This window comes from Phycicoccus sp. DTK01, assembly GCF_017312765.1.
Taxonomy (GTDB): domain Bacteria; phylum Actinomycetota; class Actinomycetes; order Actinomycetales; family Dermatophilaceae; genus Phycicoccus; species Phycicoccus jejuensis.
On record NZ_BOPU01000003.1, the window covers coordinates 155,417 to 180,091 of the forward strand.

Here is a 24,675-nt window from a genome sequence, read left to right on the forward strand (position 1 = left end):
CGTGTGCGGGGCGCGACGACCCGGCACGTGCGGGCTTCTCGTGGATGGTGACGTGTGCGTGGCGCAGATCCCGGCACGTGCGGGCTTTTCGTGGTGGGTGACGTGTGCGGGGCGCGAGATCCCGGCACGTGCGGGCTTTTCGTGGATGGTGACGTGTGCGGGGCGCGAGATCCCGGCACGTGCGGGCTTTCCGTGGTGGGTGACGTCTGCGGGGCGCTGGGACATCACGGAGCATCCGGGTCGTCACGGTGACGACCCGGATGTTCTCTGCTGACGGGGATGCATCCCCGCCCGGGCGGAGGTTCCGCGCCGTCACCGTGACGACGCGGCAGCCGGCGGGGCGGGAGCCGTCCTCCCGCCGCGGACGTCAGGTACGGTCGACGTCGGCGACGAGCCCGAGACGCACGGCCGCGATGACCGCGCTCGCCCGGTTGTGGGCGCCGAGCTTCTCGTAGATCTTGCCGATGTGCGTCTTGACGGTCGAGGGGCTCATGAAGAGCTGACGCCCGACCTGCGCCACGGACGCGCCCTCGACGAGCAGCTTGAGCACCTCGGTCTCGCGGCCGGTGAGCGTCGTCTGCGGCGTCTCGTGCTGGCGTCGCATCGCCTCCGCGAGACCGCTGGCCGAGAACTCGAGCGGGAAGTCCGCGGCCCGGCGCACCGCCGAGAGGACCTGGTCGGCCGGGGCGCTCTTGCGCACGAGCGCCGAGGCCCCCGCGTCGAGCGCCTCGAGGAGCGTCGAGTCGTCGTTGAGCATCGTGAGGACGACGAGCCCGATGTCCTTCGAGCGCTCGCGGACGGCGCGCACGAGCGAGAGCCCGCTGCCGTCGGGCATCGTCACGTCGATGACGGCGACGACGCGGCCGGGCGGTGGGGTGCGGAGCAGACGGTCGAAGAGCGCACGTCCCTCGGCGAGCGAGCCCGCCTGTCCGACGACGCTCACCTCGTCCTGGGCGTTGAGCATCCCCGCCACGGCCTCGCGGACCACCGCGTGGTCGTCGACGAGCACCACGCTGATCGTCACGGTCTCTCCCTCGGTTGGTTCAGCTCGCAGGATGGAGCGTCCCCGCAGGCGACGGCTCCTCGACGGTCAGGTTAACGGTGGTGCGGCCGTTCGGCTCGTTGCGCACGACGAGTGTCCCGGTCAGCTCGTCGAGCGTGGTGTTGCGGTAGGAGCGTCGCGCCCGCCGCGGGTCGCCGTCGTGGGAGACCTCGACGACGGCCGGACCGACGACCGAGGTGCTCAGGCTGACCCACGCGTTGCGGGCCCCGGAGGCCTGCGCGTCGGCGAGGACGTCCATGACGAGGCGGTGGACGAACATCTCGACGCGCGGGTCGAGGCGCCGGCGCCCCTCGCTCACCGTGACCGTCGTGCGGACGCCGGTCATGCTGCCGAAGCTCTGGACCGCCGCGCCGAGCACCGCGCCGAGGCCGCTGCCCGGCCGCTCGGCCACGCGCAGGTCGGTGATGTGGGTGCGCAGGTCGGCCATCGCGTCGCTCAGCTGCTCGCGCAGGCCGTCGAGCTGGTCGCGCATCCCCTGGCCGGGCGGGCCGGCCTGCATCCGCAGGGCGTCGACCGCGTAGCCGAGGGCCGCGAGCTCCTGCGCGATGCCGTCGTGGATGTCGCGGGCGATCCGGTTGCGCTCCTCGAGGCTCGCGTACTGCCGCAGGTTGCCGAAGAGCAGGCCCGCCTGGACGGTCGGCGCGAGCCGGCGCGTCACCTCGGAGACGGCGCGCCGCTCCTCGTGCGTGAAGGGGTGGTCGACCCCACGCTCGACGACGACGACGGTGGTGGGGCCGACCCCGTACGCGAACGGCACGACGAGCGCGCTGCGCTGGCCGAGCTCGTCGGCGAAGGGGATCTGGGTCGGGCGCCAGCTCGCCGGGTTCTGGGCGAGGAGGTCGGAGAGGGCGTCCGCGAGGTACCAGGGCGCGCGGGTCGAGCCGCGCAGCGCGACCGGGACGAGGTGCTCGGAGTCGGAGGCGACGAGGACGGCGCTGCGGGAGGAGGGGACCTCGGCCGAGAGCAGGTCGAGGGCGAGCGTGGCGCCGGCCGGAGCGTCGAGCCCGGTCGCCATCTCCTCGGAGAGGTCGTGCAGGCGCTGGATGAGCTGGATGGCCTCGCGCGCCGCGGGGTCCGCGCTCTCGGAGTCGTTCTCGACGGCGAGGCGCTGGTTCCACGCGCCGAGCGCGCCGAGCACGAGGGCCGCGGCGACCCAGGCGACGAGGCCGATGCGGAAGCCCTTGTCGTCGTTGTGGCCCACCGAGGTCAGCAGGTAGACCGCGCTGCCGACGACGCAGGTGCCGAGGTAGCCGACCCGTCCGAAGCGCGTGCCCGCGTGGTACGCCGGGACGAGGAGGAGCAGCGAACCCGACTGCGCGGCAGCGTCGTAGCCCGCTCCCGCGGCACCGGCCGAGAGGCACAGGAGGGTGAGGACGACGGTGTCGAGGAGGCCCTGCCGGGAGATGGGCAGGCGGTCGAGCGCGGTGACGACGAGGTCGAGCGCGAGGACCGCGAGGAGCCACGGCGCGAGCTCGACGATCTTCCCCGCCAGCACGGCGAGGAAGATGCTGAGCACCGCGAACGCGAGGCGGATGGTGGCGGACGCGTCGATGCGCGCCAGCCGGAACAGGCGGACCACGGTTCACAGGGTACGGGCGCGACGCCGATCCCTCCTGTCATTCGGAGTTCTCGCAGGGCCCTGTGTGATCATGGAGACGGAGTCAACGCTCGGGGAAGGACGGGGACGTCAGGTGAAGGGTCGTGTGCTCGTCGTCGACGACGACCTGGCGCTCGCGGAGATGCTCGGCATCGTCCTGCGCGCCGAGGGGCTCGAGGTGGAGCACGTCGCCGAGGGCGGCGGTGCCCTCGAGGTGTTCAGGCAGTACCGGCCCGACCTCGTCCTGCTCGACGTCATGCTCCCCGGCACCGACGGTCTCGAGGTCTGCCGGCAGATCCGCGGCGAGTCCGGCGTCCCGATCGTCATGCTCACCGCGAAGACCGACACGGTCGACGTCGTGCTCGGCCTGGAGTCGGGGGCCGACGACTACGTCGTCAAGCCGTTCAAGCCGCAGGAGCTGATCGCCCGCATCAAGGCCCGGCTGCGCCGGGGCGACGAGCCGGCCCCCGAGCGCCTGACGATCGGCGACCTCGTCATCGACGTCGCCGGCCACACCGTCGTGCGCGACGGCCGGCCGCTCGGGCTCACCCCGCTCGAGTTCGACCTGCTCGTCGCGCTCGCGCGCAAGCCGTGGCAGGTCTTCACCCGTGAGGTGCTCCTCGAGCAGGTGTGGGGCTACCGCCACGCCGGCGACACCCGGCTCGTCAACGTCCACGTGCAGCGTCTGCGCAGCAAGATCGAGCACGACCCCGAGCACCCCGAGATCGTCGTGACGGTCCGCGGCGTCGGCTACAAGGCCGGCCGGGCCTGACGGTGCCCGGGGCCGCCGACGTCGGCGTGGGTCGGGACGCGTCGGCCCGCGAGCCGCTCCGTGGGGTCGTCGTCGGCCCGTCCGCGGCACCCGCACTCCCGCGCGAGCGACCCGCGCTCGTCCTGCTGCGGAGGCTCTCGTCGGGCGCCGGACGACGCCTGCGCGGGCTGCGCCGACGCTGGCGGCAGTCACTGCGCCTGCGGGTCGTCGCGACGACGATGCTGCTCGGCCTCGCCGTCGTCAGCGTGCTGGGGTCGGTCCTCCACGAGCAGATCGCGACCGGGCTCGAGCGCAGCCGGATCACCAACTCGCAGTACGAGGCCCTGTCGCTGACCTCGCGAGCGCAGGTGCAGTGGAACGCGTCGACGTCGGCGTCCGTCGACGAGCTCAACCGCTCGGCGACCGACATCATGACGCGCATCCTCAGCGCCCCCGGGCCGGACCCCAGCCGCTACGTCGTGATGAACCGGTCCACGAACAACGACAGCGACGTCGTGCTCGTCGAGGCGCGCAGCAACCGCGCGGTCGGCATCGACGCCGTGAGCCAGCAGCTGCGTGCCGCCGTCGCCGCCGACCCCGGCCGGCAGCACACCCAGGTGAGCACGCTGCGGCTCGGTGGCCGTGACGTGCCGGCCGTCGTCGTCGGCAGCGTCGTGACGATCCAGAACGCCGGCCTCTACGACCTCTACTTCATCTTCCCGATGGAGCAGGAGGTCGCGACGATGGACCTCATCGGCAACGCGTTCCTCGTCGCCGGCGTCATCCTCACCCTCCTCGTCGGCGCCGTCGCCTGGGTCGTCACCCGCCAGGTGGTCACCCCCGTGCGGCGGGCCGGGCAGGTCGCCCAGCGGCTGTCCGCCGGCCGGCTCAACGAGCGGATGCCCGCGCGCGGCGAGGACGACCTCGCGCTGCTCGCCACCTCGTTCAACAACATGGCCGACAGCCTCCAGAGCCAGATCCGCCAGCTCGAGGGGCTCTCCGCGGTCCAGCAGCGGTTCGTCTCCGACGTCTCGCACGAGCTGCGCACGCCGCTGACGACGATCCGGATGGCCGTCGACGTCCTCCACGGCTCGCGCGACGAGTTCGAGGCCCCGGTCGCGCGCTCCGCCGAGCTGCTCGCCGGCGAGCTCGACCGGTTCGAGGCGCTGCTCGCCGACCTGCTCGAGATCAGCCGGTTCGACGCCGGCGGCGCGGTGCTCGACCTCGAGCCGGTCGACCTGCGCGGCACCGTCGCCAAGGTCGTCGAGGCGGCCCGGCCGCTGGCCGAGCGCCGCGGCAGCGTCGTCACCGTCGTCGCCCCCGACGGCCCGGCCGAGGCCGAGGTCGACGAGCGCCGGGTCGAGCGCATCCTGCGCAACCTCGTCGTCAACGCGGTCGAGCACGGCGAGGGCCGGCCGGTCGAGGTCCGCATCGGGGTCGACGACCACGCCGTCGCCGTCGTCGTCGAGGACCACGGCGTGGGCCTGCGGCCGGGCGACGCCGCCAACGTCTTCACGCGCTTCTGGCGGGCCGACCCCGCGCGCGCCCGCACGACGGGCGGCACCGGTCTCGGGCTCTCGATCTCGCTCGAGGACGCACGGCTGCACAACGGCTGGCTCCAGGCGTGGGGCGAGCCGGGGGAGGGGTCGCGCTTCCGCCTCACGCTGCCCGCCCAGGCCGGCACCAGCCTGCACTCCTCCCCGCTGCCGCTCAGCCCCCGGGACGAGCAGCCGTGAGGCCGTCGCGCCTCCTCGCGGCCCTGCTCGGTGCGCTCCTCCTCACCGGGTGCAGCGGCCTGAGCGGCGGGGGCCCGGTGCAGCCGGGGCTCGACGTCTCGGCGCCCATCGCCCCCCAGATCGGCCTCGTCTACCCCGGCCCGGACGCCCGGGAGACGCAGCAGGGCATCGTCAGCGGCTTCCTGCGCGCCGGGGCCTCGAGCGACGGCAAGTACGACAACGCGCGCAAGTTCCTCACCTCCCGGATGGCCGAGCGGTGGCAGCCGGACGAGACGATCGTCCTGCTCTCGGGGAACGAGTCCCCGACGACCCGCCTGCTCGACCCGGCCACCGTCCAGGTCACCGCCCCCGTGGCCGGGACGGTCGACGCCGACGGGCGCTACACCGCGGCCCGGCCGGGCAGCTCGGCCTCGGCCCGGTTCTCGCTCACCTCGGTCGGTGGGCAGTGGCGCATCGACGGGATGCCCGAGGGCTTCGGGCGGTGGATCGCCGCCGACGACGTCCCCCGCCTGGTCCAGCCCTTCGCCGTGCACTACGTCTCGGCGAGCCACCGCGCCACGGTCCCCGACGTCCGGTGGTTCCCGCTGGACCGCCTGCTCACCCGGCTGGCCAACGCCCAGCTCGCCCCCGTCCCCGACCACCTCCTCGGGGCGGCGACGACCGCCGTGCCGGCCGGGGCCCGGCTGCTCGGCGACGCCGTGTCGGTCGACGCCTCGGGCGTGGTGTCGGTCAACCTCATCGCCAGCCGCCTCGCGCCGGGGGAGACCACCCGCGAGAACATCTGGGCCCAGTTCCTCACGACCCTGACGCAGGACCCGACCGTCACCGCGGTGACCCTGCAGATCGACGGGGTCCCGGTCGACCTCGACGGCGTCGAGGGACCGGTCTCCTCCCTCGAGCGCATCGGCTTCCCGCCGGAGTCCGACACCGCCAGCGCCGCGCCCGTCGTGCGCCGCGGGGCGACGGTGGCCGTCTTCGACCCCACCGGGAGCGTCCGTCAGAAGGGGGCCTCCGCCGGCCCGAGCGCCTACCCGGACGTCCCGGCCGACTTCACCCGGCTGGCCCTCTCGGCCGACGGCGCCGAGACCGCCGCCGTCGACCCGTCGGGCGACGGCCTCTCGCGCTGGCGAGGGACCAACCGCTACGAGGTGCCGCCCTTCGGGGCCGACGTCGGTGCCCCCGCGTACGACCGTCGCGGCTTCCTCTGGGCCGGCGCCGTCGGCTCGGGGGACGCCCGGCTGTTCACGGTCGACACGCGCGTGTCCCCGGCGGACCTCGTGGCCGCCCGCGCCCAGCCCGTCGAGGCGTCGTGGCTCGCGGGCCGGCGGGTCGTCGAGGCCCGGGTCGCCGCGGACGGCGACCGTGTCGTCGTCCTGTCCACCCGGCCGGACGGCCGCGACGTCCGGCTCGACCTCGCCGGGGTCGTGCGCGGCGGGGGCCAGCGCCCCGAGCGGCTGTCCGCCCCGCTGCGGCTCGGCACCTGGGTCACCCGGGCGAGCGGGCTGACGTGGGTCGACGCGCAGCAGGTCGCCACGGTGGCGTCCGTGGGCGGGGCGGCGGTCCGTCCGGTCCTCGTGTCCGTCGACGCGTCGGTCTCGCCGCTGCCCGAGGCCGCCGGGGCCCGCGCCGTCGCGACGGTCGGCGTCGAGCGCGACCTCTACCTCGTCACCCGCGAGAACCGGCTGCTGTCACGCTCCGGCCTGCGCTGGGTCGACAGCGGGCAGGCCTCCGACCTCGCAGCCCCGGCCGGCTGACCTCCGGCGCCGTCCACAACGGGGCACGCCGTCCGTCGTCGTCCACAGGACCGACCGGGCTCGGGCACGACGGCCGGACGGCTGCGCCCTCGCTGCGGCAGGGTGGGCGCAGAGCGAGCGGGGGTGGTGGCGTGAACGGACGCAATGACGCGACGGGCGCGGCGGTGGCGTGGACGGACCTGCCGGGGGCGGTGCGCGACGGTGTCCGCGACGCGGTCGGCCTCGTCCTGCCGGTGCGCTGCGGTGGCTGCGCGGTCCAGGGGGAGCGCTGGTGCCCCGCCTGCCGCCGGGCGGCGCGCGTCCCGCCCGTGGACGACGGCCCGGTCCCGGGGGTCGATCCGCCGGTGTGGGCCGCCACCGTCTGCGCCGGCCCGGTCCGGGCCGTGGTGACGGCGCACAAGGACACGGGGCGCGGTGACCTGCGACCGGGGCTGGCGCGGCTCCTCGCGGTGGCGATGCACCGGGCCCTGGCCTCCGACCCCGACCTGCGGGACGCGTGGCGCCGCGGCCCGGTGCTCGTCGTGCCGGTCCCGACCTCGCGCCGTGCCGGGCGCCTGCGCGGCGAGGACGCCGTGGCGGCGCTCGGGGCCGCCGCCACCCGTCGTCTCGGGGACCCGTCGCTCACGTGCCGACCGGTGCTGCGGCACACCCGACCGGTCGCCGACCAGACCGCCCTCGGCCGGGCGGCCCGGGCGGCGAACCTCGCGGGGTCGATGGCCGTGCGGCCCGCTGACCTGCGGCTCGTCGAGCAGGCGGTCTGCCTGCTCGTCGACGACGTCGTGACGACCGGGGCCACGCTCGCCGAGGCGGCCCGGGCGCTGCGGGTGGCGGGCGCGGTCCACGTCGGGGCGGCGGTCGTCGGGGCGACGCCGTCGACGAGGTCCGGGGCGAGGGTGTCCGCGTGACGAGCACGACGGGACGGGTTCTCCCGTCGTGGTTGTGAGGCCCCTCGGGGACGGCTAGCGTCTGTGCATGGACCCCGTGTTCCGGAGGTGGTGCCCCTGTCGCTGAGTGTTCGGCCCCCACACCATCGAGCACGAGGAGGACCACGTGGACATCGTCGTCACCGGACGGCACCTGACCGTCTCCGACCGATTCCGGGACCACATCGAGGAGAAGCTGGCCAAGATCACCCAGCTCGCCCCACGCACCCGGCGGGTCGAGGTCATGGTCAGTCATGAGGCCAACCGCTCCCAGGCCAAGGCCTGCGACCGGGTGGAGGTCACCTGCTACGCGAAGGGCCCGGTGGTGCGCGCGGAGGCGTGCGCCGACGACAAGTACGCGGCCCTCGACGTGGTGGTCGACAGGCTCATGGAACGCCTCAGGCGGCAGAGCGACCGCAAGCGGGTGCACCGCGGCCGTCGCACGCCCGAGTCCGTCGCGATGGCGACCTCCCGCATCCAGGCCCCGGACGCCCCGCCGGCCGAGGGCGAGGAGCAGCCCGACGACCCGTTCGGCGACTCGCCGATCGAGGTGCGCGAGAAGGTGCACCGCTCGACGCCGATGACCCTGACCGACGCGCTCGCCCAGATGGAGGCGGTCGGCCACGACTTCTACCTCTTCCACGACGTCGAGACCGACCGCGCGAGCGTCGTCTACCGGCGCCGCGGCTGGTCCTACGGCGTCCTCCACCTCGACCTCGAGGCGGACGGCGAGGTCCAGGAGGCCGCGTCGTAGCGGCTTCCCGCGCGTGGGGGCCGCACGGCGGCCCGCGGACCTGACACGATGACGATGTGACGGACGAGGTGAGTGGGGTGCCAGAGGCGCACGGGACCGACGAGGTCTCCGGCCTGCCCTCCGGCCCCGTCCGCGTCGTCATCGCCGACGACCACGCGCTCTACCGGCAGGGCATGGCGATCGTCGTCGAGCTCGACGGGGCGGCCACCGTGGTCGGCCAGGCGAGCAACGGCAGCGAGGTCGTCGAGCTCTGCGCCCGCCTGCACCCCGACGTCGTCCTCATGGACGTGCGGATGCCCGTGGTCGGCGGCATCGAGGCGACCGCTCGCCTCCATGCCGCCGACCCGCGCATCCGCATCCTCATGCTGACGATGAGCGACGACGAGGAGGACCTCTTCGAGGCGATCAAGGCCGGCGCCAGCGGCTACCTCCTCAAGGACCTGCCCGGCGAGGAGGTCGCCGACGCCATCCGCCGGGTCCACGACGGGCAGGCGATCATCCCGCCGGGGATGGCCGCGACGCTGCTCCAGGAGTTCAGCCGGCTCAGCCAGGCCGACGCGCCGCCGGAGGGCCCCGAGCCGACGACCCTCACCGACCGCGAGGTCGAGGTGCTGCGCCACGTGGCCCGGGGCATGGTCAACCGCGAGGTCGCCGAGGCGCTGGGCATCGCCGAGAACACCGTGAAGAACCACGTCCGCAGCATCCTCGAGAAGCTGCACCTGCACTCGCGGGTCGAGGCGGCCGTCTACGCGCACCAGCAGCGGCTCGTCCCCCCGGATGCCTGAGCCGGCTCCGGTCCGGCTCACCCGCCCCGCCGCGCGCCGCATCGCGCTCGCGGCCCAGGGCTTCGCCCGGCCCCGTCCCCTCGCGCCCGGGGTGCGCGACCTCCAGCGCGTCGTCGACACCGTCGGCGTCGTGCAGATCGACAGCGTCAACGTCGTCGTCCGCAGCCAGTACCTGCCCTTCTTCTCGCGCCTCGGCCCGTACGACACCGGCCTGCTCGACCGCGCCCGCGACCGGGCGCCGCGGCGGCTGGTCGAGTACTGGGCCCACGAGGCGTCCCTCGTGCCGCCCTCGACCTGGCCGCTCCTGGACTTCCGGATGCGCCGGGCCCGCGACGAGTCGTGGGGCGGGATGCAGCGGGTCGCCCGTGACCACCCGGGCCTCGTCGAGACCGTGCTCGCCGAGGTGAGCGCGCACGGGCCGATGACCAGCCGCGAGGTGGAGGCGGCGCTGGCGCACGACCTGCCGCGCGAGCGGGAGCACTGGGGCTGGAACTGGTCGCTCGTCAAGAACGCCCTCGAGCACCTGTTCTGGGCCGGGCGGCTGAGCAGCGCGGGGCGCACGCCACAGTTCGAGCGGCGCTACGCACACCCCGCGCGGGTGCTGCCCCCGGCCCTGCGCGAGGCCGCGCTCGACCCTGCCGCGCGACCCACCGACGAGGAGGCCTTCCGGCGGCTCGTCGAGATCGCCGCGCGGGCGCACGGCGTCGGCAGCGAGCAGTGCCTGCGTGACTACTTCCGGCTGCGCCCGGAGCAGGCGCGGCCGGCCATCGCCGCCCTCGTCGCCGACGGGGTCCTCCTGCCCGGGGTCGTCGAGGGGTGGAGGCGACCGGTCTACCTGCACCGGGACGCGCGGCGGCCGCGACGGGTCCACGCCCGGGCCCTGCTCTCGCCGTTCGACTCCCTGGTCTGGCAGCGCGACCGGGTCGCCGCCCTCTTCGGGTTCGACTACCGCCTCGAGATCTACGTGCCCGAGGAGCTGCGGGTGCACGGCTACTACGTCCTGCCGTTCCTCCTCGGGGACGAGCTCGTGGCGCGGGTCGACCTCAAGAGCGACCGGGCCGCCGGCCTGCTCCGGGTGCGGCGGACCACCTGGGAGCCCGGGCGCGGTGACGAGCTCGACCGCACCGAGCTCGACGCCGAGCTCCTGCTCCTGGCCGGCTGGCTGGGCCTGGCCGGGGTTGCGGTCGACCCTCGCTGAGCCGCCCTGCGCGGCAGGGCGGCTCGAGATCGGAGGTCTCGTCGGCGACGCTCGCGGCGCCGTCAGGGCGTCCAGGGGCGCAGGCGCTCCCAGTGCAGCGACTCCACCGTCCGCCCGCCCGGCAGCACGTCGGCCTCGGTCTCGCGGCCCCAGATCTCGAAGCCGGCCGCGTCGAGCACGGCGTTGCTGCCGGTGTTGTCCTCGGCCGTCTGCGCGACGAGCCGGCGCAGCCCCATCCCGCCGTCGGCGCGCGGCGCGAGCGCGTGCTGCGCGACGAGCCGGGCCGCGGCCGTCGCCACGCCGCGTCGTCGGGCGCTCGGCAGGACCTGGTAGCCGAGCTCGGCGGTGTCGTCGTCGAGGGTGCCCTCGTGGACGAAGACGAGGGCCTCGCCGAGCGCCCGGCCGGTCGCCGCGTCGGCGACGCACCAGCTGAGGGTCGTCCCGAGCGCCATCTTCTCCCGACGGGTCAGCAGCCACTCCGGGAAGGTGTCCGGCTCGAGGATGCCGCGCGCCGGCATGTGGTGGGCCGGCTGGTCGCGGGGCTCGAGCGCGTCGACGTCCTCGTCGAGCCACGGGCGCAGGACGAGCCCGCCCGCCTCGTCCGTGCGCAGGACGGGCGGCTCGGGCCACGGGGTGCGGGCCTCGAGGACGTCGTCCGGGCCGATGCTGCCCTGCCACGCGTCGAGCGGCGCCCCGCCGCCCACCGCCTCGAGCGAGCCGGGGAGGGTGCCGTGGTGGGTGAACCCGCACGCCCACGCCACGCGCCACGACGCGAAGTTGCCGCGCTCGGCCTTCCAGTGCACGCGGTGGCCGCCGCGCTCGAGGAACCAGGCGACGGCCAGGCGCACTGCGGCGGCCATGTAGCCCTGGCCGCGCGCGTCGGGGTGCAGGAGGTAGCCGAGCTCGGCGACGGCGCCGCCGAGCCGGGGACGGAGGTCGACGGTGCCGAGGTAGCCGCGGCCGGGGTCGGTGGCGTCCTCGAGAGCCCAGAGCCGGTCGCCCCCCTCGTCGTTCCAGCCCGCCTCGACGAGCGCGAGGAAGCGGTCGGCGTCGGCCTCGACGTAGGGGCGGGGGACGGTCGTCCAGCGGACGGCCTGCGGGTCGCGGCACTGCTCGACGAGCCGCGGCACGTCCTCGGGTCGGTGCGCGCGCAGGCGCACGTGCCCGTCGGTGAGCACCGGCACGCAGTCGGGGAAGACGGCCTCGGTCATGGCCCCCACCCAACCACCGCGACCCGCCGACCGGGAACCGGGGCGCGCCGACCGCCCGTTGGACCCTCGGGTGCGCCGCCGCGGGACGGCCGCGGGGGCCTCGACTACCCTAGGCGGGTCCGGCGCTCGGGCACCGCCTCGTCCGACCGCCGCCGTCCGTCTACCAGGGAGTCCCACTCGTGAAGATCGTCGAGAAGCTGCTGCGTGCCGGTGAGGGACGCATCCTCAAGAAGCTCGACAGCATCGCCGCGCAGGTCAACGCGATCGAGGAGGACTTCGCCAAGCTCACCGACGCCGAGCTGCGCGGCGAGACCGACACCTTCCGCCAGCGCCTCGCCGACGGCGAGACGCTCGACGACATCCTGCCCGAGGCGTTCGCCGCGGTCCGCGAGGCGGGCAAGCGCACCATCGGCAAGCGGCACTTCGACGTGCAGATCATGGGTGGCGCCGCGCTGCACATGGGCAACGTCGCCGAGATGCGCACCGGTGAGGGCAAGACCCTCGTCGCGACGCTGCCCAGCTACCTCAACGCCCTGAGCGGCAAGGGCGTCCACGTCATCACGGTCAACGACTACCTCGCCGAGTACCAGTCCGAGCTGATGGGCCGCGTCCACCGCTTCCTCGGCCTCGAGACCGGCTGCATCCTCTCGTCGATGACGCCCGAGCAGCGGCGCGTCGAGTACGCGAAGGACATCACCTACGGCACGAACAACGAGTTCGGGTTCGACTACCTGCGCGACAACATGGCGTGGTCGACCGAGGAGCTCGTCCAGCGGGGTCACAACTTCTGCATCGTCGACGAGGTGGACTCGATCCTCATCGACGAGGCGCGCACGCCGCTCATCATCTCCGGCCCGGCCGACGCGCCGACCAAGTGGTACACCGAGTTCGCCCGCATCGCCCAGCGCCTCGAGCGCGGCGAGCTGGAGTCCGGACGCGGCGACTACGAGGTCGACGAGAAGAAGAAGACCGTCGGCGTCCTCGAGCGCGGCATCGACAAGGTCGAGGACCACCTCGGCATCGACAACCTCTACGAGTCGGCCAACACCCCGCTCATCGGCTACCTCAACAACGCGATCAAGGCCAAGGAGCTCTTCCAGCGCGACAAGGACTACGTCGTGATGAACGGCGAGGTCCTCATCGTCGACGAGCACACCGGGCGCATGCTCGCCGGCCGTCGCTACAACGAGGGCATGCACCAGGCCATCGAGGCCAAGGAGGGGGTGGAGATCAAGAACGAGAACCAGACCCTCGCGACGATCACCCTCCAGAACTACTTCCGCATGTACGACAAGCTCTCGGGCATGACCGGTACGGCGATGACCGAGGCCGCCGAGCTCAACTCGATCTACAAGCTCGGCGTCGTCCCGATCCCGACCAACCGCCCGATGGTCCGCCAGGACCAGGCCGACCTCGTCTACCGGACCGAGGAGGCCAAGTACAAGGCCGTCGTCGACGACATCGCCGAGAAGCACGAGGCCGGCCAGCCGGTCCTCGTCGGCACCGTGTCCGTCGAGAAGTCGGAGTACCTCTCCGAGCAGCTGCGCCGCCGGGGCATCCGCCACGAGGTGCTCAACGCCAAGCACCACGAGCGCGAGGCCTCGATCGTCGCGGACGCGGGCCGCAAGGGCGCCGTGACGGTCGCGACGAACATGGCCGGTCGAGGCACCGACATCATGCTCGGCGGCAACCCCGAGTTCCGCGCCGTCGCCGCGCTCAAGGACCGCGGTCTCGACCCGCACGAGACGCCCGAGGAGTACGAGGCCGCCTGGGACGCGGCGCTCGAGCAGGCCGAGGCGCAGGTCGAGACCGAGCACGAGGAGGTCACCGAGCTCGGCGGCCTCTACGTCCTCGGCACCGAGCGGCACGAGTCGCGCCGCATCGACAACCAGCTGCGCGGCCGCTCCGGCCGCCAGGGCGACCCGGGCGAGTCGCGGTTCTACCTCTCGCTCGAGGACCACCTCATGCGGCTGTTCAACGCCGGTCTCGTCGACCGGGTGATGACGACCGCCAAGCTCGACGACGACCAGCCGATCGAGTCCAAGCTCGTCTCGCGCTCGATCCAGTCGGCGCAGGCGCAGGTCGAGGCGCAGAACTTCGAGATCCGCAAGAACGTCCTCAAGTACGACGACGTCCTCAACCGCCAGCGCACCGTCATCTACGAGGAGCGCCGCCGCGTCCTCGAGGGCGAGGACCTGCACGAGCAGCTGCGCTTCTTCGTCAACGACGTCGTCGAGGGCTACATCGACGCCGAGACCGCCGAGGGCTTCGCCGAGGACTGGAACCTCGAGCGTCTGTGGACCGCGCTGCGTGCGCTGTACCCGATCTCGGTCACGCCCGAGCAGCTCGAGGAGGCCGCGGGCGGTCGCTCCGGGCTGACGACGGAGATCCTCAAGGAGGAGCTGCTCTCGGACGCGCACCGTGCCTACGACGAGCGCGAGGCGGCGCTCGGGTCCGAGGTCATGCGTGAGGTCGAGCGGCGAGTCATGCTCTCGGTGCTGGACCGCAAGTGGCGCGAGCACCTCTACGAGATGGACTACCTCCAGGAGGGCATCGGCCTGCGGGCCATGGCCCAGCGCGACCCCCTCGTCGAGTACCAGCGTGAGGGCTTCCAGCTCTGGCAGGCGATGAACGAGGCCGTCAAGGAGGAGTCCGTCGGGCTGCTCTTTCACGTCGACGTCCAGGTCGACGAGGCGCAGCAGGCGCCGGCCGTCCAGCCGGTCCACGTCTCGCAGATGCTCGGCGCGATGGCCGGGGGCGGCGGCGCCGCGACCGACGAGGCTCCGGCCGAGGCGGCCGAGGAGCGCGAGCGGTCGGTCGAGGACGCCCCGCACGTCGAGGTCTCCGGGGTCGGCGTCGGCCGTCCCCGCACCGGTGCCCTGCACTACTCGGCGCCGACCGAGACCGGCGAGGTCGAGGTGCGCGACGACCGCGCCGGGACGGGTGCCACCCTCACCGAGGAGCAGCTCGCGACGACCCGCAAGAACGACCCGTGCCCCTGCGGCTCGGGCAAGAAGTTCAAGATGTGCCACGGTCGCCGCTGAGCGACCCCGCGCACGACGACCGGGTGCCTGACGGCGGGCCTGCGGTGGACCGGCACCGTCCGTCCCACGCGCCCCTCAGGCCTCCACATTTCGGGGTCACCCCGAAATGTCCACGAGACCCCGGCTCGGAGCCGGGGTCTCGTGGACGAACCGGGGTCTCGACGCCGGCGGGCGGTGGCGCGGATGATGGCGCACCCGGTGGCGCGACACCGGGGGTGATCACCCCCGTTCCTACGCCTCGAGCCGCACCACGTGCCGGCGACGAGGCCTCGGCCGAGGACGCCCACCGGGTGGGCGCGGCCGTCGTCCGGACGACCCCCGACCGGTGCGGCTCGCGGCCGGTCAGGGACGACCCCCGACCGGTGCGGCCCGTGGCTCGTCAGCCCACCTGGAGGGCGGCGACCCGCCACTTGCCGTCCTGGCCGACGAGGCGCACCGCGACCGCCCGGACCCGCGGACCGTGCTGGACGACGACAGCGACCTCGGCGACCCCGTCGGCGGGCTCGCAGACCCGCACCCGCCGCACGTGCGTGCGCAGGGCGGGGGAGCGGCGCCCGTCGGCCGCGCGCCGGGCGACCCTGGCCCCCCGGCGGGCCAGCACCGCGTACACCTCCGGCGTCGTCCAGCGCAGGACCTGGGGCGCGGGCCGCTGCCCACCCATCACCTCGAGGAGCGCCTGGACGATGTAGGCACCCCAGGCGGCCGGGTCGGGCAGGGCGGCCCGCGCGGTGCGCTGCGGGCCGAAGACCTGCTCGTCGGTGGCGCAGGAGAGGTCGACGGCGAGCGCGTCCTGGACGTACCCCGGCACCCGCGCAGGGGTGGGCCGCGCGGCCCGGGCCCGGCGCAGCGCCTCGCCCAGCGGCAGGGCGGGCGGGAGGGGACGCGCCGGGAGCAGGCTCGGCGGCGTCGCCCGGCTCACGACGCGTCCACGGTGGGGGCGCGCAGGACCTGGCCGGGGAGCAGGAGGTCGGGGTCGGCGCCGATGACCGCCCGGTTGGCGGCGTACCACCGGGGCCAGGCCCGGGCGACCTCGGCGTCGCTCGCACCCGGCCCGAGGTGACGGGCCGCGAGCGTCCACAGCGAGTCGCCGCGGTGCACGACGACCACGTCGGGGTCGGTCACGGAGAAGCGCCCGCTGACGACTCCGACGTCGGGCTGCGGCCTGACGCGCGGTGCGTCCGGGGTCCAGCCGGGGTCGGGGGCGGGGCCTTCGCCTGCCGGGTGCGCCGGCGCATCGACCAGGGACCCGACGATCGCCGTCGCGCTCCACCCGGGGTCGGGGAGCCGCGGGTCGGCGGAGGCGGCGCTCGCGGTCGCCGCCCCCGCACCGGTCGCGACCCCGGCACCGAGGAGGAGCGCAGCCAGCTGCCGGGCAGCCCGGGGCGTCACCTCTGCCGAGAGTCGCGCCGCCCCGCGCCCGAGCGCACCCGGCGCCGAGGCGAGCGCCGCGAGCACGAGGGTGAGGACGAGCCACGCGAGCCCGAGCGCGGCGAGCGCGGCGGCCGTCGCCACGAGGGCGTCGTCGACCGCCACCGGGACCCCCGCGAGGCCGGCCCGGGCCGTGCCGAGGGCGAGCCGGCCGAGGGCGGCGGCGCCCAGCGTGGCGGCCGTCGCGACCGCACCGGCGGCGATCATGCCAGTTGGGTGTCGTTTGACGTCGTTTGGTGCTCCCTGCATGCGATGGACGCTAGACCGTGCTGCGGACGTCGGCAAGAGGGGCTCGCTAGCCTGTGGATGTCACGGGTGACGGACCAGCGCCGGGTGGACCTCTGCGGGAGGTCGCCCGGCCCGGAGGGGGACCATGAGGTGGGAGGGGCTGTTCGCGGACCTCGAGGGCCAGCTGGCCGCCGAGGAGCGCCGCGAGCTCGACAGCGAGGTCGCCGAGCGGACCCGGCGTGAGCGGGCGCTCGTCGACCTCACCGCCCGGCTCCTCGCCGGCGTGGGGACGGAGGTGTCGCTCCTCGTCGAGGGCGGACGGAGCCTCACCGGCACGCTGAGCGACGTCGGTGACGGATGGTTGCTGCTCGGCGACGGCGGGCGGGAGCGACTCCTGCCGCTGCACGCGGTGGTCACCCTCACCGGCCTGCCACCGCACGCGGACCCGGGCCGCACCGCCCGCCGCTTCGGGCTCGGTCACGCCCTCCGGGTCCTCGCGCGCGACCGTGCGACCGTCGCAGTCGCGCTGGCCGGCGGGACCTCGCTGGTCGGCACGGTCGACGTCGTCGGCTCCGACCACCTCGTGCTCGCCGAGCACCCCGACGGGGAGCCCCGCCGCCGCGAGAACGTCCGCGCCGTGAGCGTCGTCCCGTTCGCCGCGCTGCGCGTCGTCGAGTCGCGCCGATGAGCCGCTCAGCCCTCGGTGGGGGCTCCCTCGCCCGCCTCGCCGCGCGTCGCGACGAAGTCACGCGTCTGCGCGTACATCCGCTCGATGTAGGCCTCGAGCTCGCTCGTCTCGACCCGCCACTGGCCGCGCCCGCCCACCTTGATGGCCGGCAGGTCACCGCTGCGCACGAGGGCGTAGGCCTGGGCCGCGGAGACGTCGAGGATCTCCGACACCTCGGTCAACGGGATGAAACGCTTCGGCACGCGGCCAGTCTGCCACCGGCCGGCCCGGCTCCGGCAGCGTCCTCCACAGCGCCGCCTCCGGCGACCCGTCGTCCACAGGTCGGCGCGACGGACCTGCGCGCCGCGCGCCGCTCGGGCAGGATCCCGGCATGACCGATCTGCCCGCACCCACCGCCTCGCGCCTGCGGGCCCCGTCGTGGCGCGACTCCCGGTTGCTGGTCGGTGTCCTGCTCGTCCTCCTCTCGACGGTGGCCGGCTCGCTCGTCGTGGCGCGCGCGGACGACCGGGTCCCCGTGTGGGCGGCGGCCCGTGCCATCACGCCCGGGCAGCGGCTCGTCGCCTCCGACCTCACGGTGGTGCAGGTCCAGCTCGGCGACAGCGCGGCCGGCTACGTCGCCGCCGACCGGCCCCTCGCGGCCGACGCCTACGCGCTGCGCGAGCTGCGGACGGGCGAGCTGCTGCCCCGCAGCGCCGTCGGCGACGCGTCCGCCGTCGGCGTGCAGCAGGTGGCCCTGCGGGTCGACGGCACCTCGGCGGCCGCCCTGCGGCGCGGGTCGCTCGTCGACGTCTACGTCAACCGGCCCGAGGACGGTTCGGGCGGGGTGGGTGTCACACGCTACGCCGGGCCCGAGCGCGTCCTCCAGCGCGTGTCGGTCGCCGCGGTCGCCGAGGACGACGGCGTGCTCGCCGGTGCCGAGCAGACCCGGCCGGTGCAGGTGATGGTGCCGAGTGCCGACGTCCGCGACCTCGTGTCCGCCGTCGACGACGGTGCCCGCATCACGCTCGTCCCGGTGCCGGGTGGCGTCCCGTGACGACCCTCCTCACCGCGCTCACGCATCGCCACGAGGCCCACTTCGTCGAGGTCCTCGGGGCCGCCCGCGGGCTGACGCTCGTCCGGCGCTGCGCCGACCTCGCCGAGCTCCTGTCGGCGGGGGCCGCCGGGGTCGCGCGCGTCGCCGTGGTCTCGCCCGACCTGCGCGGGCTCGACCGGGACGCGCTGCGGCACCTCGCCGGCCACGGGGTGCGGGTCGCGGGGCTGGTCGCCGCCGACGACGAGGAGGGGGAGCGCCGCCTGCGGCAGCTGGGGGTCGCCACGCTGCTGCACCCCGACGACGGCCCCGACGCGGTCGACGCGGCGCTGTCGGCGCTCGCGGACGCCACGACCTCGCGCCGGCCCGACGACGAGGACCCGACGCAGGACGACCCGGTGCCTCAGGCGCCCGGACGCCCGACGCCCGTGACGGTGGTCTGGGGGCCGACCGGCGCGCCGGGGCGCACGACCGTCGCCGTCACGGTGGCGGCGGCCCTCGCGGCCGACGGTGTCCGCACCCTCCTCGTCGACCTCGACACGTGGGGGGCGTCGGTGGCGCAGGTGCTGGGCCTCGTCGACGAGGCGCCCGGGGTGGCGGCCGCCGCCCGCGCCTCCGAGCAGGGGACCCTCGACGTCCCGGCGCTGGCCCGCCTGGCGCCCGAAGCGCTCCCGGGGCTGCGGGTGCTCACCGGGCTGCCCCGCGCCGACCGGTGGCCGGAGCTGCGGACGGCCGCGGTCGAGGACCTCCTGCGCCTGGCCCGCGGGATCGTCGACCACGTGGTCGTCGATGCCGGCTTCGCGATCGAGGACGACGAGGAGCTGAGCTACGACACGGCCGCCCCGCGCCGCAACGCCGCGACGCTGGCCGCCCTCGAGGCCGCCGACGCCCTCGTCGTCGTCGGCGCCGCGGACCCCGTCGGGCTCCAGCGGCTGGTCCGCGCCGTCCAGGAGGTGGCGCTCGTCGCCGCGCCCCCGCCCCTCGTCGTCGTCAACAAGTTGCGGGCCTCGGCCGCCGGGCCGCGGCCCGAGCGCACCATTCGTGACGTGCTGGGGCGCTTCGCCGGCCTCGAGGAGGTGCGGATGCTGCCCTGGGCGCCCGACGACTGCGACGAGTCGGTGCTGACCGGCCGCACGCTCACCGAGGTCCGGCCCCGTGGCGCGCTGACGCTCGCCCTCACGGCGCTCGCCGCCGCGCTCGACCCCCGCTGCGCCGACACGTCGACCACCGCCCGTCACGGCCGACGGCGCCGGGCGGCGGTCTGACACCATAGGGCCGTGGCCGACCGACTCAGCGCGCTCGACGCGTCCTTCCTGCGCCTGGAGGACGCGACCACCCCGATGCACGTCGGCTCGGTCATGGTCTTCGACGTGCCGGCCGAGGGCTTCGACTACGCGACGCTCGTCGACCTCATCAGCGAGCGCATCGCCCACGTCCCGCGCTACCGCCAGCGCATCAAGACCGTGCCCGCCGGCCTCGGCAACCCGGTGTGGGTCGACGACCGCTCGTTCGACCTCAGCTACCACGTGCGCCGCAGCGCCCTGCCGCGTCCCGGCTCCGACGAGCAGCTCGAGGAGCTCGTCGCCCGCATCCTGCCGCGCCCCCTGGACCGCTCGCGCCCGCTCTGGGAGGTCTACCTCGTCGAGGGGCTCGCCGACGGCCGCTTCGCGATCATCACCAAGAGCCACCACAGCCTCGTCGACGGCGTCAACGGCGTCGACATCGGCGGCGTCATCGTCGACGGCCGCCCGGGTGGTGGTGACGGTGTCCTCGCGACGTGGCGGCCGCGCCCCGAGCCGACATCGGCCGAGCTGCTCGTCGGCGCCCTCGCCGAGGTCGTGCGCACCCCCAGCCAGCTCGTCGACACCCTCCGCAGCGGGGCCGTCGACGTCGCCCGCACCGCCGGCAAGGTCGCCTCGGTGGCCGGCGAGGTCGTCTCGACCCTCGCCCGCGTCTCCGCCCGCCCGGCGCCCGACTCGCCGCTCAACGCCTCCGTCGGCCGCGCCCGCCGCTACGTCATGGTCGGCACCGACCTCGACGACTACCGCACGGTGCGCACCCGCCTGGGCCAGGGCTCCTTCGCCGACGAGGTGACGGTCAACGACGTCGTCCTCGCCACCGTCGCCGGTGCGTTCCGGTCCTGGCTGCTGACCCGTGGCGAGCCCGTCTACCCCGGCACCACCGTCCGCGCGCTCGTGCCGGTCTCGGTGCGCCCGGCCGACGACGCCCCGGCCCACGTCGGCGCCGAGGTCACCGCCTGCTTCGTCGACCTGCCCGTCGGCGAGCCCAAGGCCTCGATGCGCCTGCACCAGATCGCCTTCTCGATGCGCCAGCAGACCGAGGGCGGGGGACGCCGGGCGGTCTCGGCCGAGGCGCTCGCCGGGGTCGGCGGCTTCGCGCCGCCGACGCTGCACGCGCTCGGCGCGCGGCTCGGCGGGATGGTCTCGCGCCGGCTGCACAACGTCGTCATCACCAACGTCCCCGGCCCGCAGACGCCCCTGTACGCCGACGGCGCGCAGATGGTCGCGACCTACCCCGTGACGCCGCTCGGCGCCGGGCAGGCGCTCTCCATCGGGCTGACCTCCTACGACGGCGGCGTCTACTACGGCCTGTACGCCGACCGCGACGCGATGCCGGACGCCGACGTGCTCGGCCGCGGCATCGTCGACTCGCTCCAGGAGCTGCTCGACGCCCCCCGCCCGCGCGGCCGCCGGCGCGCGTGAGCGACCCCACGAGGAGGACCCGATGGCCCTGACCCGCGTCTACCTGCCGCTCACCGCGGCCGACCTCGAGGCGCTCGCCGACGGACGCGACCTCGGCACGCCCCCGGTCCCCGCGCACGGCGTGACGCCCGCGCTCGGCACGCCCGGCCTCGTCACCGACGAGGAGGAGCTCGAGCACCTCGCCTGGGAGGCCGCGGCCGACGAGGCCGAGGCGCTGCGCGACCGCGACGAGCGCCGCGTCGTCGCGTCGGCCGACCTCGACGCCGGCGTCGTGTCCGTCCCGTCCGACGGCGACGTGCCTTCGCGCGTCGAGCTGCTCGCCGTCGTGCCGCGCTCGCGGATCGTCTCCTTCCACGTCGACGAGTCGGCCGGCGACACCGGCACGGCCGACCTGCTGTGGTTCGACGTCACCGAGCTCGGCGACGTCCTCGACCTCCTCGCCCGGGACTGAGGCTCCGCCCGGCCCGCCCGGGGCGAGTTGCGTCCCCCCGAGGCCGGGCGCGAGAGTGGGGCGTCCCGACATCGTGACCCGAACGAGGTGCCCCACCCCATGGACGCTGTGACCCAGGTCCCCGCCCCCACCAACGAGCCCGTCCGCGACTACGCGCCGGGCAGCCCCGAGCGCGCGGCCGTCGAGCAGGCCCTCGTCGAGCTCGCCGCCGAGCGCCACGAGCTGCCGCACACCATCGGCGGCAAGCGCGTCATGGGCGGGGGGAAGAAGTTCGAGGTCCGCCAGCCGCACAACCGTCGTCACGTCCTCGGTGTCTCCAAGGGCGCCACGAAGGCCGACGCCGTCGCCGCCGTGGACGCCGCCCGTGCCGCGGCCCCGGGCTGGCGCGACCTCTCCTTCGACGACCGCGCCGCCATCCTCCTCAAGGCCGCCGACCTGCTCGCCGGCCCGTGGCGCGCGCGGCTCAACGCCGCGACGATGCTCGGCCAGAGCAAGACCGCCTACCAGGCCGAGATCGACGCCGCGTGCGAGCTGATCGACTTCTGGCGCTTCAACGTCCACTTCGCCCGCCAGATCATGGCCGAGCAGCCGCCGGCCAACAGCGCCGGCGTGTGGAACCGCAGCGACCACCGCTCGCTCGAGGGCTTCGTCTACGCGGTGACCCCGTTCAACTTCACCGCCATCGCCGGCAACCTCCCGACCGCCCCGGCGCTCATGGGCAACACCGTCGTCTGGAAGCCGTCGCCCACGCAGCAGCTCGCCGCGCAGCTGACGATGGAGCTGCTCGAGGAGGCGGGGATGCCCCCGGGCGTCATCAACCTCGTGACCGGCGACGGCGTCGTGGTCTCGGACGTCGTCCTGTCGCACCCCGACTTCGCCGGCCTGCACTTCACCGGATCGACCGCCACGTTCCAGTCGCTGTGGCGCACCATCGGCGAGAACCTCACCGGATACCGCCACTACCCGCGCATCGTCGGTGAGACCGGCGGCAAGGACTTCGTCCTGGCGCACCCGAGCGCGGACGTCGACGTCCTGCGCACCGCCCTCATCCGGGGTGCCTTCGAGTTCCAGGGCCAGAAGTGCTCGGCCGCGTCGCGCGCCTACGTGCCGCGCTCGCTGTGGAAGAAGATGCGCGACGACCTCGTCCAGCTGACCGACGGCATCCCGATGGGCGACGTCACCGACCTGTCGAACTTCATGGGCGCGGTCATCGACGAGCGCGCGTACGCCAAGCACGTCGCGGCCATCGACCGCGCGCACGCGACGAGCCACCTCGACGTCGTCGCCGGCGGCACCTACGACGACTCGCAGGGCTGGTTCGTCCGCCCGACGATCGTCGAGAGCAGCGACCCGACCGACGAGATGTTCACGACCGAGTACTTCGGCCCGATCCTCGCGGTCCACGTCTATCCGGACCGCCAGTACGACAAGGTCCTCGACCAGATGGAGTCCGCGGCGCCCTACGCGCTGACCGGCGCCGTCATCGCCCAGGACCGCGCGGCGGTCGCCGACGCGATGCACCGCCTGCGCTTCGCCGCCGGCAACTTCTACGTCAACGACAAGCCGACCGGCGCCGTCGTCGGCCAGCAGCCGTTCGGCGGCGGGCGCGCGTCCGGCACGAACGACAAGGCGGGGTCGGCGGCCAACCTCATGCGCTGGACCTCGACGCGCTCGATCAAGGAGACGTTCGTCCCGCCGACCGACCACCGCTACCCGCACATGGGCTGACCCCCCGGCCCCACCTTTTCGGGGTCACCCCGAGATGTCCACGAGACCCCGGCTCCGAGCCGGGGTCTCGTGGACGTTCCGGGGTCTCGCGCCGCCCCGCACCCTCACCCTCCTCGTGGCGCGCTACACCGCAGTAGGTGTCGTGATCACGACGCTTACTGCGGTGTAGCCCGCGACGTCAGCGGCCGAGGCGCTCGCGCAGCAGGCCGACCTCGACGTCGACCGCGGCGTTGATGGGGTCCGCCGCCGCCTTCTCGATCTTGCCGCCGACGAAGGGGACGTTGGCCTTGAGCTCGGTGTCGAGGACCTCGGCCGAGCCGCTGCCGTCCGGCTCGAGGCGCAGCGTGCCCTTGAGCGTCAGCGGCGCGCCCTTGACGTGCAGGTCGACGACGGCCTCGCGGGAGCCGTCGGCGGCCGGGGCACCCCAGTCGTAGCTCTCGATGACGGTGAGCGTCGCGCCGACGAAGGAGCGGGCGACGTCGGGCAGCCCGTCGGCGGGCAGCTCACGCGTCGTCGCGACCCGGTGCCCGACGGCGCTCTGCGTGACGTCGGCGCTCCACGCGCCACCGCCGGTCGTCGCCTCGCACTTGGCCTCCTGGAAGCCGCGGTCGGTGAGCAGGGCGTAGACCTCCTCGGGGGTCGCGTCCAGCTGCTCTCGCCTCGTCAGTCGCACTCGGTCCGTCCTCGCAGGTCGCAGGAGGGCGGGCCGCACCGGGCCCGCCTCGGGTCCGGCGATCCTCTCACCCGCGCCGCAGCGTGTGGGAGAGCGCGGCGAGGCGGTCGGTCGAGGCACGCAGGTCGGCGAGGAGCAGGTCGCGCCGTCGTCGGTGCTGGTGCAGCACGAGGGTGAGCTCGGCCGCGATGCGCTCGGCCGCCGCGTCGCCGTCGGCGACCGCGCCCGCGTCGGCCTCTCCGCGCACGCCCCACGCGGGCACGACGCGTCCGTCCCGCACGACGAGCCCGGCGGCCGCCGCGCGCTCCTCGACCCTTCGGCCCCGCGCCACGAGGTCGGCGAGGTCGGTCGCCCGGTCCTGCAGCTCGCGCCCCATCCGCTCGAGTTCCTCGGCCGTGGTGACGGCCGCCGCGGCGACCTCGGCCCCGCGACGCCGCGTGGCGACCGATGCGCGCCCGGGCCAGCCGTCGCCGAGCTCCTCGACCGGCGGGCCGAGCGTACGGCCCGATGCCGCCAGCCGTCGCGCGACGTCGGCGACCGCAGCGGCGCAGGCCGAGAGCGAGGCCGGGTCACCGGGGACGACGCTCATCGCCGGGCCTCGTCGTCGCGCCACGCGGGCAGGGGGATGACGGGTGCGGTCGCGCCGGGCGCCTCGGCCCGGGTCGGAGCAGCGTGCGGTGCCAGCGCGGCGGCCACCTCGTCGGCGGCCTCGCCGAGCGCGCGCAGGGTGTCGGCGGCCTGGTCGAGCCAGTCGTCCAGGACGCGCTGCGGGCGCGGCTCGCCGGTGACGACGAGGCACGCGAGCAGGTCGTCCTCGGCCGCGGGCAGCAGGCCGCGCAGCGCGTCGAGCCGGTCGAGCGCGGTCCGGGCGAGCGAGGGGTCGGGACCGAGGGGCACAGCGCCACGGTAG

At 74.9% G+C, this 24,675-nt stretch carries 23 protein-coding genes; 14 read left to right on the forward strand and 9 right to left on the reverse strand.

From position 1 onward, the window contains the following. Window positions 1-367: 367 nt before the first annotated feature. Both J3473_RS08210 and J3473_RS08215 read right to left on the reverse strand, forming a co-directional pair. On the reverse strand, window positions 368-1,024 hold the full coding sequence (locus J3473_RS08210; RefSeq protein WP_207022693.1) for a response regulator transcription factor: 657 nt from the start codon (window positions 1,022-1,024) through the stop codon (window positions 368-370). A 19-nt stretch (window positions 1,025-1,043) separates the two neighbouring features. Then, complete coding sequence (locus tag J3473_RS08215) at window positions 1,044-2,642, reverse strand: sensor histidine kinase (protein ID WP_030527594.1); 1,599 nt, start codon at window positions 2,640-2,642, stop codon at window positions 1,044-1,046. Window positions 2,643-2,754: 112 nt separating this feature from the next. Between J3473_RS08215 and mtrA the strand changes: the two genes are divergently transcribed. From mtrA to J3473_RS08250, 7 genes are all read left to right on the forward strand, one after another. Continuing rightward, window positions 2,755-3,432: an MtrAB system response regulator MtrA gene (gene mtrA, locus J3473_RS08220; protein WP_030527593.1), complete on the forward strand. Its 678-nt coding sequence runs from the start codon at window positions 2,755-2,757 to the stop codon at window positions 3,430-3,432. A gap of 2 nt (window positions 3,433-3,434) precedes the next feature. Beyond that, window positions 3,435-5,147, forward strand: coding sequence for an MtrAB system histidine kinase MtrB (gene mtrB, locus J3473_RS08225; protein WP_242525775.1), 1,713 nt, complete (start codon window positions 3,435-3,437; stop codon window positions 5,145-5,147). Then, entirely contained in the window at window positions 5,144-6,901 is a 1,758-nt protein-coding gene (locus J3473_RS08230; RefSeq protein ID WP_207022695.1) for a GerMN domain-containing protein, read from the forward strand. The genes mtrB and J3473_RS08230 overlap by 4 nt, the downstream gene beginning before the upstream one ends. A 131-nt stretch (window positions 6,902-7,032) precedes the next feature. Beyond that, a complete protein-coding gene (locus tag J3473_RS08235; RefSeq protein ID WP_207022696.1) occupies window positions 7,033-7,806 on the forward strand; it encodes a ComF family protein in 774 nt (257 codons plus the stop codon). Between the two features lie 145 nt (window positions 7,807-7,951). Then, on the forward strand, window positions 7,952-8,578 hold the full coding sequence (gene raiA, locus J3473_RS08240) for a ribosome-associated translation inhibitor RaiA (RefSeq protein ID WP_207022697.1): 627 nt from the start codon (window positions 7,952-7,954) through the stop codon (window positions 8,576-8,578). A 77-nt stretch (window positions 8,579-8,655) separates the two neighbouring features. Beyond that, a complete protein-coding gene (locus tag J3473_RS08245; protein ID WP_242525776.1) occupies window positions 8,656-9,363 on the forward strand; it encodes a response regulator transcription factor in 708 nt (235 codons plus the stop codon). After that, window positions 9,356-10,561: a winged helix-turn-helix domain-containing protein gene (locus tag J3473_RS08250; protein ID WP_207022698.1), complete on the forward strand. Its 1,206-nt coding sequence runs from the start codon at window positions 9,356-9,358 to the stop codon at window positions 10,559-10,561. Before J3473_RS08245 ends, J3473_RS08250 begins: the two co-directional genes overlap by 8 nt. A 62-nt stretch (window positions 10,562-10,623) precedes the next feature. On the opposite strand, the gene J3473_RS08255 is transcribed toward J3473_RS08250, so the two are convergent. Beyond that, window positions 10,624-11,772 carry a GNAT family N-acetyltransferase gene (locus J3473_RS08255; RefSeq protein ID WP_207022699.1) on the reverse strand — a complete coding sequence of 383 codons (1,149 nt, stop codon included), beginning with the start codon at window positions 11,770-11,772 and terminating at the stop codon, window positions 10,624-10,626. Between the two features lie 179 nt (window positions 11,773-11,951). Between J3473_RS08255 and secA the strand changes: the two genes are divergently transcribed. Continuing rightward, entirely contained in the window at window positions 11,952-14,816 is a 2,865-nt protein-coding gene (gene secA / locus J3473_RS08260) for a preprotein translocase subunit SecA (RefSeq protein ID WP_030527585.1), read from the forward strand. Between the two features lie 379 nt (window positions 14,817-15,195). Here the strand turns inward: secA and J3473_RS08265 are convergent, their stop codons facing one another. Together J3473_RS08265 and J3473_RS08270 are read right to left on the reverse strand one after the other, a co-directional pair. Beyond that, window positions 15,196-15,735: an Rv3235 family protein gene (locus J3473_RS08265; protein ID WP_207022700.1), complete on the reverse strand. Its 540-nt coding sequence runs from the start codon at window positions 15,733-15,735 to the stop codon at window positions 15,196-15,198. Next, on the reverse strand, window positions 15,732-16,451 hold the full coding sequence (locus J3473_RS08270) for a LysM peptidoglycan-binding domain-containing protein (protein ID WP_207022701.1): 720 nt from the start codon (window positions 16,449-16,451) through the stop codon (window positions 15,732-15,734). The genes J3473_RS08265 and J3473_RS08270 overlap by 4 nt, the downstream gene beginning before the upstream one ends. Window positions 16,452-16,617: 166 nt before the next feature. Between J3473_RS08270 and J3473_RS08275 the strand changes: the two genes are divergently transcribed. After that, the gene (locus J3473_RS08275; protein WP_207022702.1) at window positions 16,618-17,160 is read left to right on the forward strand and encodes a hypothetical protein; all 543 of its coding nucleotides are present in this window, start codon (window positions 16,618-16,620) and stop codon (window positions 17,158-17,160) included. A 5-nt stretch (window positions 17,161-17,165) separates the two neighbouring features. On the opposite strand, the gene J3473_RS08280 is transcribed toward J3473_RS08275, so the two are convergent. Further along, window positions 17,166-17,402: a helix-turn-helix domain-containing protein gene (locus J3473_RS08280; RefSeq protein ID WP_030527581.1), complete on the reverse strand. Its 237-nt coding sequence runs from the start codon at window positions 17,400-17,402 to the stop codon at window positions 17,166-17,168. A 128-nt stretch (window positions 17,403-17,530) separates the two neighbouring features. On the opposite strand from J3473_RS08280, the gene J3473_RS08285 reads away from it, so the two are divergent. The 5 genes from J3473_RS08285 to pruA all read left to right on the forward strand — a co-directional run bounded on the left by J3473_RS08285 (window position 17,531) and on the right by pruA (window position 23,092). After that, on the forward strand, window positions 17,531-18,193 hold the full coding sequence (locus J3473_RS08285; protein WP_207022703.1) for an SAF domain-containing protein: 663 nt from the start codon (window positions 17,531-17,533) through the stop codon (window positions 18,191-18,193). Then, entirely contained in the window at window positions 18,190-19,455 is a 1,266-nt protein-coding gene (locus J3473_RS08290) for a hypothetical protein (protein ID WP_207022704.1), read from the forward strand. The genes J3473_RS08285 and J3473_RS08290 overlap by 4 nt, the downstream gene beginning before the upstream one ends. 12 nt (window positions 19,456-19,467) lie before the next feature. Then, window positions 19,468-20,913 (forward strand): wax ester/triacylglycerol synthase family O-acyltransferase, encoded by a 1,446-nt coding sequence (locus J3473_RS08295; protein WP_207022705.1) that lies wholly within the window; start codon window positions 19,468-19,470, stop codon window positions 20,911-20,913. 22 nt (window positions 20,914-20,935) lie between these two features. Further along, complete coding sequence (locus J3473_RS08300; RefSeq protein ID WP_207022706.1) at window positions 20,936-21,364, forward strand: hypothetical protein; 429 nt, start codon at window positions 20,936-20,938, stop codon at window positions 21,362-21,364. 99 nt (window positions 21,365-21,463) lie between these two features. Next, window positions 21,464-23,092 (forward strand): L-glutamate gamma-semialdehyde dehydrogenase, encoded by a 1,629-nt coding sequence (gene pruA, locus J3473_RS08305; protein ID WP_207022707.1) that lies wholly within the window; start codon window positions 21,464-21,466, stop codon window positions 23,090-23,092. A 178-nt stretch (window positions 23,093-23,270) separates the two neighbouring features. On the opposite strand, the gene J3473_RS08310 is transcribed toward pruA, so the two are convergent. The 3 genes from J3473_RS08310 to J3473_RS08320 all read right to left on the reverse strand — a co-directional run bounded on the left by J3473_RS08310 (window position 23,271) and on the right by J3473_RS08320 (window position 24,662). Beyond that, on the reverse strand, window positions 23,271-23,765 hold the full coding sequence (locus J3473_RS08310; protein ID WP_207022708.1) for a DUF2505 domain-containing protein: 495 nt from the start codon (window positions 23,763-23,765) through the stop codon (window positions 23,271-23,273). A gap of 67 nt (window positions 23,766-23,832) precedes the next feature. Beyond that, on the reverse strand, window positions 23,833-24,354 hold the full coding sequence (locus J3473_RS08315) for a hypothetical protein (protein ID WP_207022709.1): 522 nt from the start codon (window positions 24,352-24,354) through the stop codon (window positions 23,833-23,835). Next, window positions 24,351-24,662, reverse strand: coding sequence for a hypothetical protein (locus tag J3473_RS08320; protein ID WP_030527573.1), 312 nt, complete (start codon window positions 24,660-24,662; stop codon window positions 24,351-24,353). The genes J3473_RS08315 and J3473_RS08320 overlap by 4 nt, the downstream gene beginning before the upstream one ends. Between the last annotated feature and the right edge of the window lie 13 nt (window positions 24,663-24,675).

What these genes read in the sequence shown, in the direction of transcription:
- J3473_RS08250 (WP_207022698.1), top strand. Translation starts at nt 9,356, where the DNA reads ATGCCTGAGCCGGCTCCGGTCCGGCTCACCCGCCCCGCCGCGCGCCGC.
- J3473_RS08255 (WP_207022699.1), bottom strand. Translation starts at nt 11,772, where the DNA reads ATGACCGAGGCCGTCTTCCCCGACTGCGTGCCGGTGCTCACCGACGGG.
- J3473_RS08270 (WP_207022701.1), bottom strand. Translation starts at nt 16,451, where the DNA reads ATGATCGCCGCCGGTGCGGTCGCGACGGCCGCCACGCTGGGCGCCGCC.
- J3473_RS08275 (WP_207022702.1), top strand. Translation starts at nt 16,618, where the DNA reads ATGAGGTGGGAGGGGCTGTTCGCGGACCTCGAGGGCCAGCTGGCCGCC.
- J3473_RS08285 (WP_207022703.1), top strand. Translation starts at nt 17,531, where the DNA reads ATGACCGATCTGCCCGCACCCACCGCCTCGCGCCTGCGGGCCCCGTCG.
- J3473_RS08300 (WP_207022706.1), top strand. Translation starts at nt 20,936, where the DNA reads ATGGCCCTGACCCGCGTCTACCTGCCGCTCACCGCGGCCGACCTCGAG.
- pruA (WP_207022707.1), top strand. Translation starts at nt 21,464, where the DNA reads ATGGACGCTGTGACCCAGGTCCCCGCCCCCACCAACGAGCCCGTCCGC.
- J3473_RS08315 (WP_207022709.1), bottom strand. Translation starts at nt 24,354, where the DNA reads ATGAGCGTCGTCCCCGGTGACCCGGCCTCGCTCTCGGCCTGCGCCGCT.